Origin of the sequence: Serratia liquefaciens ATCC 27592 (assembly GCF_000422085.1) — a bacterium.
Taxonomy (GTDB): domain Bacteria; phylum Pseudomonadota; class Gammaproteobacteria; order Enterobacterales; family Enterobacteriaceae; genus Serratia; species Serratia liquefaciens.
The window spans coordinates 2189283-2204035 of sequence record NC_021741.1; the positions used below are offsets into that span (position 1 = coordinate 2189283).

Here is a 14753-nt window from a genome sequence, read left to right on the forward strand (position 1 = left end):
CTCAGTAGCGCATCGGATCCGGTGCGCTGCTTTTTCCCTGTTCACATCCCTTTTCAATTAAGCGAAAACGCACCCGGGGTTCTCTTTGATAATGGGAGCGGTTCTCATTATTATTTCCGCACTGATTTCCTACGCTAAGGAGTTTTACGTGCACCGTCGAATCACCCTGTTGGCTTTGGCCTGCGCCTGCGGTTTGTCCGCTCAGGCGATGGCGACCACTTATCCGTTAACCCTGACAGATACCTCTGGCCAGAGCCTGACCATCAAGCAAGAGCCTAAACGCATTGTGGTGCAGGACGGGCGCGATATTCTGACGCTGGCCTTGCTCGACCGCGCCGATCCTTTCGCCCGGCTGGTAGCCTGGAATAACCTGCTCAAGAAAAGCGACGGTGAAACCTGGAAGATCCTGCGTAACAAGTGGCCGGAAGCCAACGGCATTATCGATATGGGCTTTAGTGATAAGGGCGAGGTCAACCTGGAAAGCGTGATCGCCAAACAGCCTGATCTGATGGTGGCTCAACTGCGTTCCAAGCCTTCACTGAGCCAGACTGGCGTGTTGGATAAGCTGAAAGCGCTCAACATTCCGGTGCTGTTTATCGACACCATGCTCAAGCCGGTGGAAAACACCCCGAAAAGCATCATGCTGCTGGGTGAGACCCTCAACCGCGAAAGCGAAGCGAAACAGTACACCGACTTCTATCAGCAGCATTATCAGAACATCCTGGATAAAACCAAAGCCGTCGAGCCAAAGCCGTTGGTATTTATCGAGGCAAAAGCCGGTCTTAACGGGCTTGAGTCCTGTTGTTTCACTCATTCTCACGTCGGTTGGGGTGGGATGATCGAGGCGGTAGGCGCACGTAACCTGGGCTCCGCATTGTTGCCTGGCGCAACCGGCGATGTCTCCCTGGAAAAAGTGATCAGCATGAAACCTGACGCCTATATCGTGTCCGGCTCTCAATGGGCGACCAAAACCAATGCCGCAGTGCCCTTTGGTTACGGTGTGACGCAGCAGCAGGTTGATGACGCCTTTAATCGGATGAAGCAACGCCCGGGTTTCGCTCAGGTTACGGCGGTGAAGGAGGGGCGCTTCTACGGCATTTACCATAACTTCTATAACCACCCGTACAACATCGTCGGGCTGGAATATCTGGCGAAGTTTATCTATCCGAATCAGTTCAAGGAATTGGATCCGGCGAAAACCCACAGCGAAATCCTCAGCCGCTTTACCGAAGTGCCGGAAGGTAAGGGGATATTGGGTGCGCAGGCACCGGCAGGAAAGTAAACATCGTGAAGGGCGCGGCTGATACCGCGCCCTTATTGTCAGGCCGCAGGCACGTAGGTGGAGATGATTTCCAGCACGCCGTTGATAATAAACTGCACGCCCATACACACCAGCAAGAACCCCATCAGACGCGAAATGGCTTCGATGCCGCTTTTGCCCACCAGGCGCATAATAGCGCCGGAACTGCGCAGGCAGACCCACAGGATAAAGGCAACCGAGAAGAAAATCGCCACCGGGGCCACCAGCAGCACCCAATGGGCGAAACCCAGCGTATTTTCGTGAATGCTCGATGCGGAGCTGATGATCATGGCGATAGTTCCGGGGCCAGCGGTGCTTGGCATTGCCAGGGGGACAAAGGCGATATTGGCCGAGGTTTTCTTACGCAGTTCGTTTGACTTGGTTTCCACTTCTGGCGCGTCTTCTGCGCTTTGCTGCGGGAACAACATGCGGAAACCGATAAATGCCACAATCAACCCACCGGCAATACGCAGACCGGGAATGGAAATGCCGAAGGTGTTCATCACCACTTGGCCGGCGTAGAACGCCACCGTCATGATAAAGAACACATAAATGGATGCCATCAGCGACTGCTGATTGCGTTCTTCGCGCGTCATATTGCCCGACAGGCCAAGCAACAGCGCGACGGTAGTCAGCGGGTTGGCCAGTGGCAACAGCAGCACCAAACCCAGTCCGATGGCCTGGAATAACTGCAGAATACTTGTCATAAAGCGAACTCCCTGTTTTCAGTTAAAACACGACAGCGCAACCTGATCGCCTGCCATGAAATGCGAATTGCTTCCGCAATAAGTTACTTAAAATACAATGAATTAATAAAATGTTCTCACGCCGTTAACCTGGGCTGCCAGGGGGGAGCAGTTCAAGAACGGCGTCGGTATTAGCGTCATCGTCGTTCACGCAATCATTGGCAATCTCCGGTGTATCCTCACATTCCATCGGCGGCTCATTCACCGCGATGGCCCGTGGATGACGGTCTGCTCCCAGATGGAGCAGGACAAAAAGAGCCGTCAGCACCAGGCAGGCGCCAACGAGTAATTTCAATAACCGGTTCATGATGCGGGGTGCTTCTCAACTCTGCCGTTAATGGCATCAGGATAGCGGGAGCCAGAGATGTTCGCCATCGCTGATTTGCGCAATGTGCAGGGAGCAAAACGTCGGCTAAACACGGACAAAGAGTACATGTATCATTAGTTAATTTTATATTTTTGATCATTAAGCCACCCCTTTTTTTATTGGATTCTATACTGATAGGGCTTTCGGGCAGTTTTACTTAATCGAAAAGCTTAAAAGGAGTTTTACTATGCAAGTGGCAAACGAATTGGCAACGGTTAAAAAAATATCGTGGGGCAGCGTAATTGGCGGGGTTATCACCGTTTTGGCGGTGTCGCTGCTGCTGTCTACTCTGGGGACCAGTCTGGGGTTTTCCATCGTCGATCCGACCTCTGACGATCCGGTCAACGGGGCCGGCACTACTGTGGTGGTTTGGTCTGCAATTTCGATCATCCTGAGCCTGGCTGCCGGTGCCTTTATTGCCGGTCGTCTGGCAGCGAATGATGGGTTAATCCACGGTTTCCTGGTTTGGGCCACCTCGCTGATTGTAGCGGCGGTGTTGGGCGCTTTGTTGGTGGGTTCTGCAGTCAAAGCCACCGGGAACGCGCTGGGGGCTATTGCCTCAACTTCCGGTAGCCTGCTTTCCGGTGCCGGGTCAGCCATTGGTAAAGGCGCTTCGGGTCTCGCGGATGCCGGCGGCAAAGTGTTTGATAAGTTGGGTATCGACACCAAGTTGGAACCCGAAAAGTTACAAGACAATGTCGTGGCGGCACTGAAAAAAAGCGATATCCCTTCATTGCAGCCGGAGTTTATGCAGCAACAGTTGGACGCGGCCAAGAGTGAAGTGGGGGACGCGGTAAAAGCGTTGGCGCTGCAGCCTGAGAATAGCGATGCAATTATTCAGGATCTGGTTGCCAAATTGAAAAAACACGGTGAGGCCATTTCGCAGGACGTCGATGAGGATTCGCTCAAGAAAGCGCTGTCGGAGAATACCGATATGACACCGCAGGAAGTTGACCAGACCGTCAAAAATCTGGTGGATGCGAAAAACAAAACGGCGCAGCTGGTGAATCAGCGCTTGAATGACGTGGAAGTAAAAATTAATCAGGCTAAGCAGGAATATACAGAGCTGAAGCAAAAAGCACGCGAGCAGGCAGCGGAAGCGGCTAAGGCCTTGTCTCATGCGGCCCTGTGGTCATTCTTCGCATTGCTGATTGGCGCAGTCATCAGCGCGTTGGCCGGCCTGTGGGGCGTTAAGACCAACAGCCGTATCGTGGTGGTGAGAGAATAACGGCGACAAGGAGTAAGCCGGGTCTTACTTGCGCGTCTCAGTATCGGGATGAGAGGCCCGGATCTTCACGACGGTGAAGTGACAGCCAGGAAAGACTGGCATCCTCCCTGGCAATTTGCCGGGGATTTTTGTTTTTTATGGCCCTTTAGTGGCAAATCAGACACGAAGTAAGCCTATTCCGCATCAATTGCTACGATCCCCTTGCGCAGGTGAATACCATAGTCGCGCTTTAAATAATAACGAGTATGACTATGAAACATGATCTGCAAATTTTACTGGGAAAAATAGGCTCCTTTCTGCTTTACAGCGCATTTTTGGCTGCGCTGATGGGCTTAATGTTCATTGATGTGCACTGGCTGCATAATTTTGTCTACGAAACCTCCTTAACCGAATCGGCGCAGGAAGTGATGCTGGCCGCCATCTCCGGCTTGTTCTTTGTGGCTGCACGCCGGCAAGTTGCCTATCGGCCCGCGTGGGTGTTGGCGGGGGGGTTCTTCCTTTGCATGCTGATCCGCGAGATGGATTTTGCCTTCGATATGCTGTGGCACGGTTCCTGGCTGTGGTTCGCTTTGGCGGTGACGCTTGGATGCCTGTGGTATGCGTCACGCCACATTGAGGCCACGGTGCAGGGATTGGCGCATTTCGTGACGCATCCGAGCTACGGCATGATGTGCGCAGGCCTGCTGTGCATTCTGGTATTTTCACGCTTGTTTGGCATGAATTCTCTGTGGCAAATGCTGATGCTGGATGGTTACAACCGAGTGGTGAAGAACATGGTGGAAGAGGGCTGCGAGCTGTTGGGTTACGCCTTCTGCCTGATTGCCGCGTTGGGTTACCTGAAGGACCGCCCAGCTTCCCGCTAAATCCGGGCCTGTGCCGCAGTTTATTTATCCGGAACAATTTTAGTGATACTATCCGCTTAGCCAATATGGCTGTGAAGGTATGCTTTCCATTCTGTGTACCAAGTTAGGTTTCAATCTGGCAATTGTGGGCGAGATCTGAAATCTGGCTGACTAAACTTCTTAGAAGAGGGTGAAGTCGTCGTCAAACTTTTCTGCGTTTCGCTCGACTGACCTTGAGGCTAGGATGAATTGGATGCCTTCAAATAGCGACGTTGGTCGCTCAAGCCCGAATATGAACGCATCGTTGTATGTGCGCCCGAGCCAGTAGCCGCCGTACTCCTTCAGGCGTTGGAAGAACACTCAGCCACCCTCTACGAAGTGAGGGAGGGTTTCGCCGCGATAGACGACTTGATAGCCGAGTTCTTTTGAAGCCATAACTCACACCACAAAATACTGTTTATTTGCTCAGTATAATTGAGAGAGCGGGTTAGTCAATCAAGCAGCTCTCCACCACATCCTTTCGGTTATCTGCAATGGTGTAGCCCATACCGAAAGTTTTATAGAACTTAACTGCCGATCCCGTTCCATTTGGGGTGATATCGGCGAACATAGTGTCTTTCCATGTAAAGACCGTGATTTTATTACTCGACTGCTCAACATGTGTCGTGTTGTCTCGCTCAAGCATGACACGGGTATTGGTCCATCGTTCATAGATGCATTCACTGAGAACTTCAGGGGATTTGGTGCTTTCTCTGCTCAGAAGTGGTGCTTCGTTTCTTGCCTCATTAGGCGTTGATAGGCATCCAGACAGAAGTGCTGATGATGCCAAAATAAGTATTATTCCTTTTCTCACGATTTTTCCTTTCGCTTGTTCTACATTTTATAATGTGAGTATAGCTTCAATCTGCTGTGTTTTCAGCGACCTGGTTCTCCGGTTTTGCCTGCATAGCGAGGTGGCATGCATTTCAGCCTTAATACCATTGAAAGCTCAGTACTTAACTGATGTCCTGCAATCCCTGCAGCCGTCTCCACTGGCCCTGGCATTAAAGTCTAGAAATACGCTGAAAGTGTCTCATTACGTCTTCTCGACGGAGTAGGCTAAAAAGAAGCCCGGCGTTTAACCGGGCTGAAAGAGTGATAAATTATGGGGTCATGCTTTCCTGAAACCTGGCTTGCCGTTTTTAGATCGCCATTCTTTGATGACTTTAACTACAGCTTCAGCGCCTTGATTGCCTTTTTCAGGGTAATACAACAAATCCGATCCTGACGGATGCTCAGACAACCTCTCAAACTCCATAACAGCATCAATATGCGCTTCTTCGGATGGATAGGTGTCGTTATAAATACCCTTTACGAATTCGAGGAATTCTTTTTCCGTATAATCAGATATCGTCTTATTAGCCATGTTACTTCCCTCCCTTTCTTGAATGAATTTCAACATGTCGTTTCGGGGTTACGACACCAAGATTATCAACATCAAAGACACGCCCGCCATCTTTTATCATGTCTAAATGATGTAATTCAGCTTTAACCCTTTTCCCTGCTCGTTCGGCCTTTCGAACATACGGGGCTCTCCCCTTTTTCATGGTGGCTAAACTACCTGGATCAAATTGCTTGCTTAATTCAGGGTCTTTACTAACTTCCCGCCAGAATGCATTACGAAAAGCATCAAAGTTCGCGAATTCTCGACCACGCAGCTTGTCAGCAATCTGACTGGGGACTGGGGCACCGAGTTCCTGGCCCGCTTTTTTTAGCCAGCCTTCACCTACTTTCTGTCCCTTGCCGCTCACTTTCCCTGGCATATCTCGTGGGCTTCTGAACACCACATAAATCGGCTCGACGCCGGTACCTTTGGCGTCAGGCTGCCAGTAGATAAAATCTTGTAGCCCATTGTTATCTGCGGCGCGTGAAGTAGTCACCACAATATTTTCCACCGGTTTTACATCGGTGCCAGTATGCAACGGTATTGCCGGTACAGACGGGGTCTGATTACCTGTATTCGAAGGTGCAGGCGGTGTTGCCGCTGGATTGATCAAAACCGTACGCGAAGGGGCACTAGTTGTCGCTGGCACCATGATGCGATCCAAGCCGGTTTTTTTATCACGTACAGCTGTCAACACCTGAACGGCTTTCGACAAACCATCACCGGTTTTCAGCAGTTTCAGTGCCAATTGGCCGTTTGACATGACCAGTTGACCCCGGACGGGCAAATCGACCGTGGATGTCCCCGGTTTCAATCCCTGTTCTTTGGGCAACATGACGTTGGCAGGATAGCTAAACAGTGCAGGAACATCACGCCCCGGGACTTTGTCACTGCCTATCCCTACTTTGGGTGAATGGAAAATGGCTGCAATGACAAAGCCGCCTGCCAGTGGACTGGCCGCCCCGGTTGTCAGTGCTGAAATGCCTCTGCCAATGGAGGGACTGAGCACTTTCCCTCCCACATTCATCACACCTCTTCCCGCAATGGCCAACTGGGCTGTGCCAGGCCAACGCCCCAATGCCAGCACGCCGGCGCCACCCAGGGTTGCATTTGCCGCCTTCACCATATCCGGAGTGTACTCCGGTGCAGGTTTAACTCCGGCCTTTGCCAGCTCAGCAGCTACCTTCGCCAGTTCTGCCGCTATCTTCGCTTTGGTTTCCGCGGCCGCTTTCGCCTCTGCGTCTGCACGTGCTTTGGCCTCCGCTTCCGCTCTGGCTTTCGCCTCAGCTTTTGCCCGAGCGGCGGCTTCGGCTGCGGCTTTCACTTTGGCCTCTGCTTCAGCTTTGGCGCGTGCATCGGCTTCAGCCTGTGCACGTGCATCGGCTTCGGCTTTACGCGCGGCCTCTAGGGTGACATCTGCCAGCCCTTTATCGACGTTAGCCTGATGCAGCGTTTGTTGAGCGGCGTTTAGTTCTGCTGTTGCTGCATCGACCTGTTGTTGAAGATTATTTAATTTGGCTTCTTCTTCGTCCAACTGACCCAGATAAGTGGGGTCAAGGTTAAACATGTCGGTGAGCATCGAAACCAGCGTTTTTTTCTCGTCACGAGCGGGAATAGTTGAGGCCAGATGTTCATTTTTTTGACGTATCTGTTCCGCAGCCTGATTAATGCGCTCTTGGGCTTCCCGCACTTTATTTTCCGCCGCCGACACACCAATTTTCGCGCCTTCGGAAATTGCATTGGCTTTGGCTTCTGCCTCCGCCCGAGCTCTGAATTCTGCTTCAGCTTGTGCGCGGGCCTTTTCCTCTGAGTTTTTCCTCGCGGCTTCCTGTGCTTTTTGCTTTGCTTCTTCGGCTTCTTTTTGTTGTTTTATCTTCTCCTGTTGTTCATACCACTCTTTTTGAAGGGCATCGAGCACGTCCCAGGAATCACCGCCAAGAATACCTGCCCATGGCGTCTTTGTTGGATTATCAGAGAAGCCCAGGCCTGGGAATGCCAGGTGATTTCCGTTACCTGTCGTACCTTGATCATTAGGGCTTATCGTTAACGTATCTCCGTCCCATTGCCCTGTTGTTGGCCATCCCCATGACCCCGGGACACCGCCACCACCGGGTTCCCATACTAGCCCAGCTTGGGGCGGCACGCCGTTGTTATAGTTGCCGGGGTCGTAGTTGATATCACCCATAAGAACTCCTTTTTCTTAAACACAAAGTTGAATTAACTGTATGCCCATACAGTGATTTGAACTGTATATAAAAAGTTCCCACACGTCAATGTAATGATAATCATTATCATTTGTGCCATAAATGATACAACGCATGCTTGGAATAATGAGATGACAATGTGGGGTATTTTCTTAGGGGCTTTCAGATTAAAGTTATTGATCGAGCGTTAAAGACCTCGGAGCACTGTTGTTCTAACACTTAGCGATGCCGGGCCTGTCCCATATAACGAATCATTTCCGCCCCAATCCAAGCGCCCACCGGAATGCTCACCCCATTGCCAATCTGCTTGTAAGCTGCGGTATCTGACACGGGAAAAATGAACCAGTCAGGTACACCCTGCAGGCGAGCATATTCACGCACTGAATACGGGCGAACTCCGTCAGGGAAGCGTTTATCGACAACAAGTCGAGTGCTCTTATCCTTCGCGTAATGGGCCACACAGGTTGGGGCGATATCTCCGCGTGCTGGGTCACTGATAATCGGTAAATCCCTGTAAGAGCCACTGAGTCTCGCGTTGATGGCCTTAGGTAAAGTTACCTGTGGGTCTTCTTCCAATACCGCACTCAAGGGCAGCGGTTTGAATTTCTCGGGAGGCCTGATGGAAAACGCACGCCGGGTACCGATGATGATTAGGCGGTTACGGTGTTGTGGAAGCCATGTTTCGGATTGGATAGGGCAAAACACCTGAATGAAGTAATCAGGCATGCGGGTCATTGCTTCCATCACGACAGGGAAGGCTCGCATACCTGGGACGTTTTCGATCACATAAAACTCTGGTCGTGCAAGTGCGAAGTGACGCAAAGCATGCAGGAACAAGTCATCACCGGTATGCACTCCATGGATATCGCCGATAGTGCTGTATTTCGTACATGGGTAGGTGAACACCATCCCATCACTGGCACCCTGTTCAAATACCAGTTCTTGGCTGATATCGCATTGCTTTACGTGATCGCCGATGTTGTGCCGGTAAGTCTTGCAAGCGTCAGAATCAAGTTCGAAAGCTTGGTTAACCGTGATGCCTGCGCTCAGTAGGCCGACATCCATCATGCCAGCGCCGCAGAAAAATGAATTAACGGTTACGGTCATTTGGCCTCCTGTTGTTCAGCATCGAATGTCTGCGGGTGCTGTTGTCTGTACTCGTTGAGGATTTTGTTTATTTCCTCTCTGGTTCCTGGCGTCAGCAGCAGAACATCGCCCTCTTCACAGAGCATAGGGGCAGCGTCATAAAGCAGTTCGCATAATCTGCGTGCGCGGGTGGCGCTGAATAGGGGGGTGATAAAGGACTTGGTGACCTTCTTCTTGCCTGCCTTCTTGGCCTTTTCGACGTCACCGGCAAGCACTTTTCCTGCCGCTTCGCCGTGCTCTTTTACGCGGTCTACAGCGGCGTCAACGGCAACAGCACCCTCTCTAACGAGCGTCTGAACGTCGTGGTTTGCCTGGCTGAATGCCAGCAGCTTATCGACCGTTGCGCGGCTCTTACCGACCAACGCGGCGATTTCATCAGGGGAAAGATTGAACCCGGCCAGCTCTTTTACAACGAGCGACTGCTCGTAAGGGGATAGGGGGAGCTGGGTGTTACTGTTCATGATGCGAGCGATACGCTCTACATCATTTCCAGTAAACGGAATTATCTGTATGCGCTCTACAGGTTTACCTGCGTCACGACAGCGGCTATAAGCACGGCGACGGCGGTGGCCTTCAACAACCCAAACACCGCCTTCATCACGAACTCTTACCTCGATCGGTGGCACCGGCTTGCCTTTCATCAGGTGCTGAAAGAGCTTTTCATCCTCTGCCTGAGTGTGTTCATTCTCCACGCGCTTGTTAAAGCCTTCCTGAACGTGGATATCGTCCAGGTTCATAGTCATGCGCCCATCAGGACGTTTTATCGTGCCGTCCTTTGCCATCTGCTTAAATGAGTTAGCCATCTGTTATTCAACCTCTCCGTGGATTGTGCTTTCGCTGTGGTGCTGTAGGCGACTGCTTGAAGGGTGGGTAATGGCATACGTCAGGACATATGCCGAACCGTCTTTAAAACCCGTCCAACGTGCGCATGCGCTGACTATCTGGCCCTGAACATCCTTACCCCGGTGATCTGAGTAATTCACGATGGTCCCAATGTGGTAACGCGGTTCGCACAGGCTCGGCGGGAGAGGTTTCTTTTCCATGATTAACTCCAAACAGCGCCAGCAGTGAGCAGGCACAAGGTAAAAATAAGCAGATAGAAGAGGTGTTTGCCGTGGTGGCGTTTAGGGGCAAAATCGCCCCCGGTAAGGTCGTACTTATGCTGGATGCGAGCGTTGAGCGTTACCATGCTGGCCTCCGCTGCATTGTGTGCAGGCGGCGCTGCAGGGTTTTAATGCTGTTGCGTGTGACGTAGAAGCTGGAGCAGGTGTCGGCGCAGACGAGGATTCTCACGGTCTTATATCTGCCGTCTTCGTAGCGCTGAATGCTTACGCCCTTTTTCTCTACGCCGCGCGTCTTACCGCAGTGCTCACAGTATTTTGTGGTGGTTTGCATAACATGTCCTCTCAATGAAAATTACATGGATAAAGGCACTGCCTGAGTTGATGCGCGCGCTCGGTTTCCCTACGGTTCCAGCACACTGGAGCGGGGCAGAGCCTTTATTGATGTAAAAAAGAGCCCCGACTAGCGGGGCAAAGGATGACAAGGGAGGTGTTACGGAACAGGCTTGTGATGACTCACGCACCTGGTGGCGCATCGAACCGGGGATTTATACTGTGTAGGTTAAAATTAGAACCGGAATGATGCGCCACCAGATAAGTGAGACGCCGGTATTACCCGGCGATGTATACGCAGCCAGAAATAGTTGCCACCCAAAGGGTTAAGCCGATGAGCACGCTATAGGTCATTGCCTTCCATCCGTTTAAACTCATGATTGCCTCAGTGCGCCCCGTAGGGCGCGGTGGGTATTAGCTGGCCAGCCACTCGTCATAAGTTTTCAACGGCTTGCCGGTCATGAATTCGTTGCCTTTGCCGTCATCAGCGCAGGCCAGGTAAATCTGATATTCGCTGTCGTTGTCGCCGCGAGCTTTGGTCTGCCAATTGGCGTTCTGTTCGAGTCGCATCGTGTAACCCTCTGCTGTGTTAGTTGGCGCACTGGTGCTTTTTGCTGAAGATGCGCTGAGCCTGCATTGCTTTACCCGTGCTTGGAGTGCGGTAGAAAACTTCACGGCATTTGCTGCAAAACAAAACCTTCATGTCGTGACCATCAATGCCCCAGCCAACATGTTCGTTTATTGCTTTCATCGCGTTACTCCTCAGTGGTCTTAATGAAGCGCCCCACAGGACGCTTTATAAGTTCACTTCACCCAGTGCTGTCCGCCGCATGCCAGCTGTGCCATACCCCCGTAAGGGCTGGGGACTTCCAGGTACTGAGTTATGCAGATCTCTCTGCTCAACGCTGGGTGACTAAACCTGATTGTTAAAGAGCGACCCGGTGGTTTGGGGTGACGTTGTTGCTGTCGATGGATTGAGTTTAATTAATAATAAACTTAATCGTCAAGTAAACACTAAACATAAGGTCGATGTTTATCGTTAACTAATTGAGAGTTTAGAGAATTTAGTTTTGTAAATTACTTGATAGGACTGGATTGGTAGCTTATGGGGGTATTTTGAGAGGGGATTTAACGGTGGAGACTATGGCGGACCCAGATTCAGATCTGGTTTATGACGAGGCATGCAGGATAATGGGACAGTCTTGTTTGCTGCTGGCATAGAATAGCGATGAGATAGGTCGTGTAGATGGCCTACCAGCTTAAGCGAATTCACTGACAGAAATGAACGAAAAACCGAGGATTGAATATTTAGAGGAGGTCCATAAAAACCCGGAGAAAAAACCGGGTTTCATCTCAGGAGGACCAGACTGTTTGTGGTGGTAAAGTTCCTGTCTCTTTCCAGTCTAAAATCACTCTTCTTGCCGCTCTGGCAAAGTGTGTTTTTCTTGAGTCATTAGGCATTGGTTTGGTCAAGGCTAACTCACCTGTTTTACAGTTGATTGAAAAGTATCCATTCCTTCCATTTTCATCTGAAAACAAGTATGTCACCTTACTCCCTTCACGGCTAACGATCCTAGCAGTTACTAATATCGCCATTATATGCCTCTTCAGGGTTCCATGTGTATCCACATGCTATGGTAGTTCTATGTGCTTCTGTTTGTGATACATCCTTCCGCATCACAATTATAGACTCAAGTTGTTCGTGGCGGAAGAGTTTTTCATCCTCATCGACGTGGTCGCCCTCTGTCATCCTACTCCAAGAATTTACAATTTCAGGGTCTGCATCTAACCTTCTATATTCGTCGATGTCATTAATTACAATTCTATGTTTTTTATAGAAAATATGCTCTTTTACTCTCGATACTACAGATTCTGGTTTCTGAATATTTTCTGCAATTTTTGCAACATCACTTGTATCCTGCCTTATAGCTTCGTAAAGTTCAACGGCTTTATCCCAGTTTTCTAGTTTATTTGGGTCAAGAACTACGCGTAATATTGTTGATGCATTCTCAAGATCACTTGAAATGATTTCATCAAGGAAGTCAAGAGCATCCTGAGCAGCATCATTAAAATCAAAGTCGCTGAGGATAGCTTGATTATTCATTTTACAAACTCTTGGATGCCGGACTTAGCCAAGGCAAAACCAAGAAGATTTAAGTTATATTTAACAAATACTTTAAAACCTTCAAAGCCCATGCCATATGGTTTTATTAGACTAAAATGAAAAGCAAAATCTTTTTTTTCAATAGAGAAGCAGCCAGAAATTGCATTGCTATTCATTTCATTGATTTTTCTCAACAATTCAAGTTCATTTGCATCATCTTTGATTCTGAAGAGTACGCGGAAAATTAAATTATTGCTTGGTAAAAGCTGAACGATAAATGTTGTAGCCTCGGTAGAAACGACTAGTAATTTCCCTTCTTGTTTTACATTAAAATCTAGTTGCTGAAGCCAGCCGATGTAGCCTTCCAGCGTGGTTTCTTTGGTTATTCTTTCCATGTCAGTTAACCTTAAATAATAATTTAAAGATGAAGTATAATCACTTAACGCATGTTTTTTTGTTTAAAAACGAATTATTAAAATTCATTTTATTTTGAGACCATTCATTAAGTGATACCAAAATTTTCAATATATGCCAGTTTATCCGTGGCGCTTAAATGCTTGTGACTGACTCAATAGTACCTTACCAATCACTTTCAGTTTATGCTCGTTATCTTCAGTAATAACCCAATCTGAGTATTGCGAATTGTCAGAATGAACTAGCAGGTGATCTGGCAACATCTGAAGTCTTTTCACATGCAAATGGTTTTTGTACAGGAACACGTAGATGCCATCACCACTGAAGTAGTCTTTGCTCACATCAACAAAAATTGCATCCCCGAGTTCGATAGTCCCAGCCATGCTGTCACCATCTACGGTGATCGTCTTTACCTGTGATGCTTGCTTGCCGCCGAACATCATTGACGCGTGATCATCGGTATACTCAATCGAACGAATTGTCTGAACCACTTCGCTATTAATCACTCCTGGCCCAGCGCTCGCCTGTACGTCAAGGACTTCGATCCTGTAATTTGAGCTTTCCTGCTGTTCTAATCGGGCGTCGCTGACATCATCTAGAAATCCCGTAGGCATGCCATACGTTGATTCAAGGCGTCTTGCAGCCCTTTCACCAAAAGAAGCTTTACCTGTCATCAACTGTGATAGGTAGCTTTTTTCATTGGCTGGTAACGTTTTATCTGCGAACCAAGCCTTCAGGCGCTCACGCCGATTCTCTGTCGTATTCATATTTCCATTCTGCGTAGTAGTTACTAAACAAGCAAATACTTGACGCTTGGTTTAGTATTCAATAAACTTCATTTAACTTATGAGGTGACCTATGCAACTAAAGCAATACATCGACGAACTAGAACGGGGAGAGGCAAAGAAGCTTGCTGAGCGTTTATTCGTTTCCAGTTCCTATTTATCTCAGATGGCTTCTGGCCGGTGCTCAATTTCGCCTGCACGTTGCGTTGAGATCGAAACAGCAACAAACAGCAAGGTTACTCGGCGGGATCTTCGTCCAGACGATTGGCAAAAGATTTGGCCGGAGCTAACTGCTGCTTAACAAGGACAACTATCAATGGAAAACAATGCAATAGCACGAAAGTTAGAACCGCCAATTATCAACGCAGTTGAGATTGAAGGCGTATTGCTCAACCGGCTTGCATCGGTAGGGCAAAAGGCTTACGCGGAGCACTTAGGGATTAGTGAGTCGACTGCAAGTCGCCGTAAAGGAGAGGGGCATTTTGCAGCGATGGCCAAGGAGCTGGCATTCCTGGGAATTCAGGCTGCACCTCCTGAAGCGGTTTTGGTTTCTCGGGATTATTTGGCGTCGGTCGAAACATTGGCTGATATCGGATTGAAAGCTGAGCGCAGCCGACCAGGGCCGCTGGGATGGGACTAAATGGCCTGGGACACTTTTGTTTACGACAACATCAAGCGGCAGCTGGTGGCTGAAGGATTCAGCGAGGCAGTCGCTCAGGGGGGGGGGCAAATTATGGGGCTGATCACTATCGCCGTATGTCGCAGGCAAGCCGGAAGGGGATGGCATTCGACGACTGTCT

General features: G+C 49.6%; 18 protein-coding genes. 5 read left to right on the plus strand and 13 right to left on the minus strand.

The annotated features are described in order from the left end of the window. Positions 1-148: 148 nt before the first annotated feature. Positions 149-1282, plus strand: a complete 1134-nt coding sequence (locus M495_RS10245) for an ABC transporter substrate-binding protein (RefSeq protein WP_041415336.1) — start codon at positions 149-151, stop codon at positions 1280-1282. Positions 1283-1320: 38 nt separating this feature from the next. Here the strand turns inward: M495_RS10245 and M495_RS10250 are convergent, their stop codons facing one another. Beyond that, complete coding sequence (locus M495_RS10250; RefSeq protein WP_020826577.1) at positions 1321-2007, minus strand: MarC family NAAT transporter; 687 nt, start codon at positions 2005-2007, stop codon at positions 1321-1323. Positions 2008-2131: 124 nt separating this feature from the next. After that, positions 2132-2353, minus strand: coding sequence for a hypothetical protein (locus tag M495_RS10255; RefSeq protein WP_020826578.1), 222 nt, complete (start codon positions 2351-2353; stop codon positions 2132-2134). A gap of 247 nt (positions 2354-2600) precedes the next feature. On the opposite strand from M495_RS10255, the gene M495_RS10260 reads away from it, so the two are divergent. Together M495_RS10260 and M495_RS10265 are read left to right on the plus strand one after the other, a co-directional pair. Further along, a complete protein-coding gene (locus M495_RS10260; protein WP_020826579.1) occupies positions 2601-3641 on the plus strand; it encodes a caP-Gly domain-containing linker protein 1 in 1041 nt (346 codons plus the stop codon). Between the two features lie 251 nt (positions 3642-3892). After that, positions 3893-4504 carry a hypothetical protein gene (locus M495_RS10265; RefSeq protein ID WP_041415338.1) on the plus strand — a complete coding sequence of 204 codons (612 nt, stop codon included), beginning with the start codon at positions 3893-3895 and terminating at the stop codon, positions 4502-4504. Positions 4505-4970: 466 nt separating this feature from the next. Here M495_RS10265 and M495_RS25535 read toward each other — a convergent pair whose 3' ends face one another. The 11 genes from M495_RS25535 to M495_RS10310 all read right to left on the minus strand — a co-directional run bounded on the left by M495_RS25535 (position 4971) and on the right by M495_RS10310 (position 13935). Next, on the minus strand, positions 4971-5336 hold the full coding sequence (locus tag M495_RS25535; RefSeq protein WP_041414505.1) for a hypothetical protein: 366 nt from the start codon (positions 5334-5336) through the stop codon (positions 4971-4973). Positions 5337-5633: 297 nt separating this feature from the next. After that, positions 5634-5888, minus strand: coding sequence for a bacteriocin immunity protein (locus tag M495_RS10280; RefSeq protein ID WP_020826583.1), 255 nt, complete (start codon positions 5886-5888; stop codon positions 5634-5636). Between the two features lies 1 nt (position 5889). Next, on the minus strand, positions 5890-8091 hold the full coding sequence (locus tag M495_RS26010; protein ID WP_020826584.1) for an S-type pyocin domain-containing protein: 2202 nt from the start codon (positions 8089-8091) through the stop codon (positions 5890-5892). 238 nt (positions 8092-8329) lie between these two features. Beyond that, a complete protein-coding gene (locus tag M495_RS10290; RefSeq protein ID WP_020826585.1) occupies positions 8330-9217 on the minus strand; it encodes a DNA cytosine methyltransferase in 888 nt (295 codons plus the stop codon). Continuing rightward, entirely contained in the window at positions 9214-10059 is an 846-nt protein-coding gene (locus M495_RS10295) for a chromosome partitioning protein ParB (protein ID WP_020826586.1), read from the minus strand. Before M495_RS10295 ends, M495_RS10290 begins: the two co-directional genes overlap by 4 nt. A gap of 379 nt (positions 10060-10438) precedes the next feature. After that, the gene (locus M495_RS25540) at positions 10439-10651 is read right to left on the minus strand and encodes a hypothetical protein (RefSeq protein ID WP_144079309.1); all 213 of its coding nucleotides are present in this window, start codon (positions 10649-10651) and stop codon (positions 10439-10441) included. 413 nt (positions 10652-11064) lie between these two features. Next, entirely contained in the window at positions 11065-11220 is a 156-nt protein-coding gene (locus M495_RS25805) for a hypothetical protein (RefSeq protein WP_020826588.1), read from the minus strand. Positions 11221-11239: 19 nt separating this feature from the next. Next, on the minus strand, positions 11240-11401 hold the full coding sequence (locus M495_RS25810; protein ID WP_020826589.1) for a hypothetical protein: 162 nt from the start codon (positions 11399-11401) through the stop codon (positions 11240-11242). An 822-nt stretch (positions 11402-12223) separates the two neighbouring features. Then, positions 12224-12754 carry a hypothetical protein gene (locus tag M495_RS24665; RefSeq protein WP_020826590.1) on the minus strand — a complete coding sequence of 177 codons (531 nt, stop codon included), beginning with the start codon at positions 12752-12754 and terminating at the stop codon, positions 12224-12226. Beyond that, positions 12751-13149 carry a hypothetical protein gene (locus M495_RS10305; RefSeq protein WP_020826591.1) on the minus strand — a complete coding sequence of 133 codons (399 nt, stop codon included), beginning with the start codon at positions 13147-13149 and terminating at the stop codon, positions 12751-12753. Before M495_RS10305 ends, M495_RS24665 begins: the two co-directional genes overlap by 4 nt. A 141-nt stretch (positions 13150-13290) precedes the next feature. Beyond that, positions 13291-13935, minus strand: coding sequence for a S24 family peptidase (locus tag M495_RS10310; RefSeq protein WP_020826592.1), 645 nt, complete (start codon positions 13933-13935; stop codon positions 13291-13293). Positions 13936-14026: 91 nt separating this feature from the next. Here M495_RS10310 and M495_RS26125 point away from each other — a divergent pair, with 91 nt between their 5' ends. Next, positions 14027-14254, plus strand: coding sequence for a transcriptional regulator (locus tag M495_RS26125; RefSeq protein ID WP_071846563.1), 228 nt, complete (start codon positions 14027-14029; stop codon positions 14252-14254). Between the two features lie 15 nt (positions 14255-14269). Further along, positions 14270-14593 carry a CII family transcriptional regulator gene (locus tag M495_RS10315; protein WP_020826593.1) on the plus strand — a complete coding sequence of 108 codons (324 nt, stop codon included), beginning with the start codon at positions 14270-14272 and terminating at the stop codon, positions 14591-14593. Positions 14594-14753: the final 160 nt, after the last annotated feature.

Excerpts from the sequence above, each read along its gene's own strand:
- M495_RS10310 (WP_020826592.1), bottom strand. The coding sequence starts at position 13,935 with ATGAATACGACAGAGAATCGGCGTGAGCGCCTGAAGGCTTGGTTCGCA.
- M495_RS25810 (WP_020826589.1), bottom strand. The coding sequence starts at position 11,401 with ATGAAAGCAATAAACGAACATGTTGGCTGGGGCATTGATGGTCACGAC.
- M495_RS10315 (WP_020826593.1), top strand. The coding sequence starts at position 14,270 with ATGGAAAACAATGCAATAGCACGAAAGTTAGAACCGCCAATTATCAAC.
- M495_RS10305 (WP_020826591.1), bottom strand. The coding sequence starts at position 13,149 with ATGGAAAGAATAACCAAAGAAACCACGCTGGAAGGCTACATCGGCTGG.
- M495_RS25540 (WP_144079309.1), bottom strand. The coding sequence starts at position 10,651 with ATGCAAACCACCACAAAATACTGTGAGCACTGCGGTAAGACGCGCGGC.
- M495_RS10280 (WP_020826583.1), bottom strand. The coding sequence starts at position 5,888 with ATGGCTAATAAGACGATATCTGATTATACGGAAAAAGAATTCCTCGAA.
- M495_RS10250 (WP_020826577.1), bottom strand. The coding sequence starts at position 2,007 with ATGACAAGTATTCTGCAGTTATTCCAGGCCATCGGACTGGGTTTGGTG.
- M495_RS26010 (WP_020826584.1), bottom strand. The coding sequence starts at position 8,091 with ATGGGTGATATCAACTACGACCCCGGCAACTATAACAACGGCGTGCCG.
- M495_RS10260 (WP_020826579.1), top strand. The coding sequence starts at position 2,601 with ATGCAAGTGGCAAACGAATTGGCAACGGTTAAAAAAATATCGTGGGGC.
- M495_RS10255 (WP_020826578.1), bottom strand. The coding sequence starts at position 2,353 with ATGAACCGGTTATTGAAATTACTCGTTGGCGCCTGCCTGGTGCTGACG.
- M495_RS25805 (WP_020826588.1), bottom strand. The coding sequence starts at position 11,220 with ATGCGACTCGAACAGAACGCCAATTGGCAGACCAAAGCTCGCGGCGAC.
- M495_RS10295 (WP_020826586.1), bottom strand. The coding sequence starts at position 10,059 with ATGGCTAACTCATTTAAGCAGATGGCAAAGGACGGCACGATAAAACGT.
- M495_RS24665 (WP_020826590.1), bottom strand. The coding sequence starts at position 12,754 with ATGAATAATCAAGCTATCCTCAGCGACTTTGATTTTAATGATGCTGCT.
- M495_RS10290 (WP_020826585.1), bottom strand. The coding sequence starts at position 9,217 with ATGACCGTAACCGTTAATTCATTTTTCTGCGGCGCTGGCATGATGGAT.
- M495_RS10265 (WP_041415338.1), top strand. The coding sequence starts at position 3,893 with ATGAAACATGATCTGCAAATTTTACTGGGAAAAATAGGCTCCTTTCTG.
- M495_RS26125 (WP_071846563.1), top strand. The coding sequence starts at position 14,027 with ATGCAACTAAAGCAATACATCGACGAACTAGAACGGGGAGAGGCAAAG.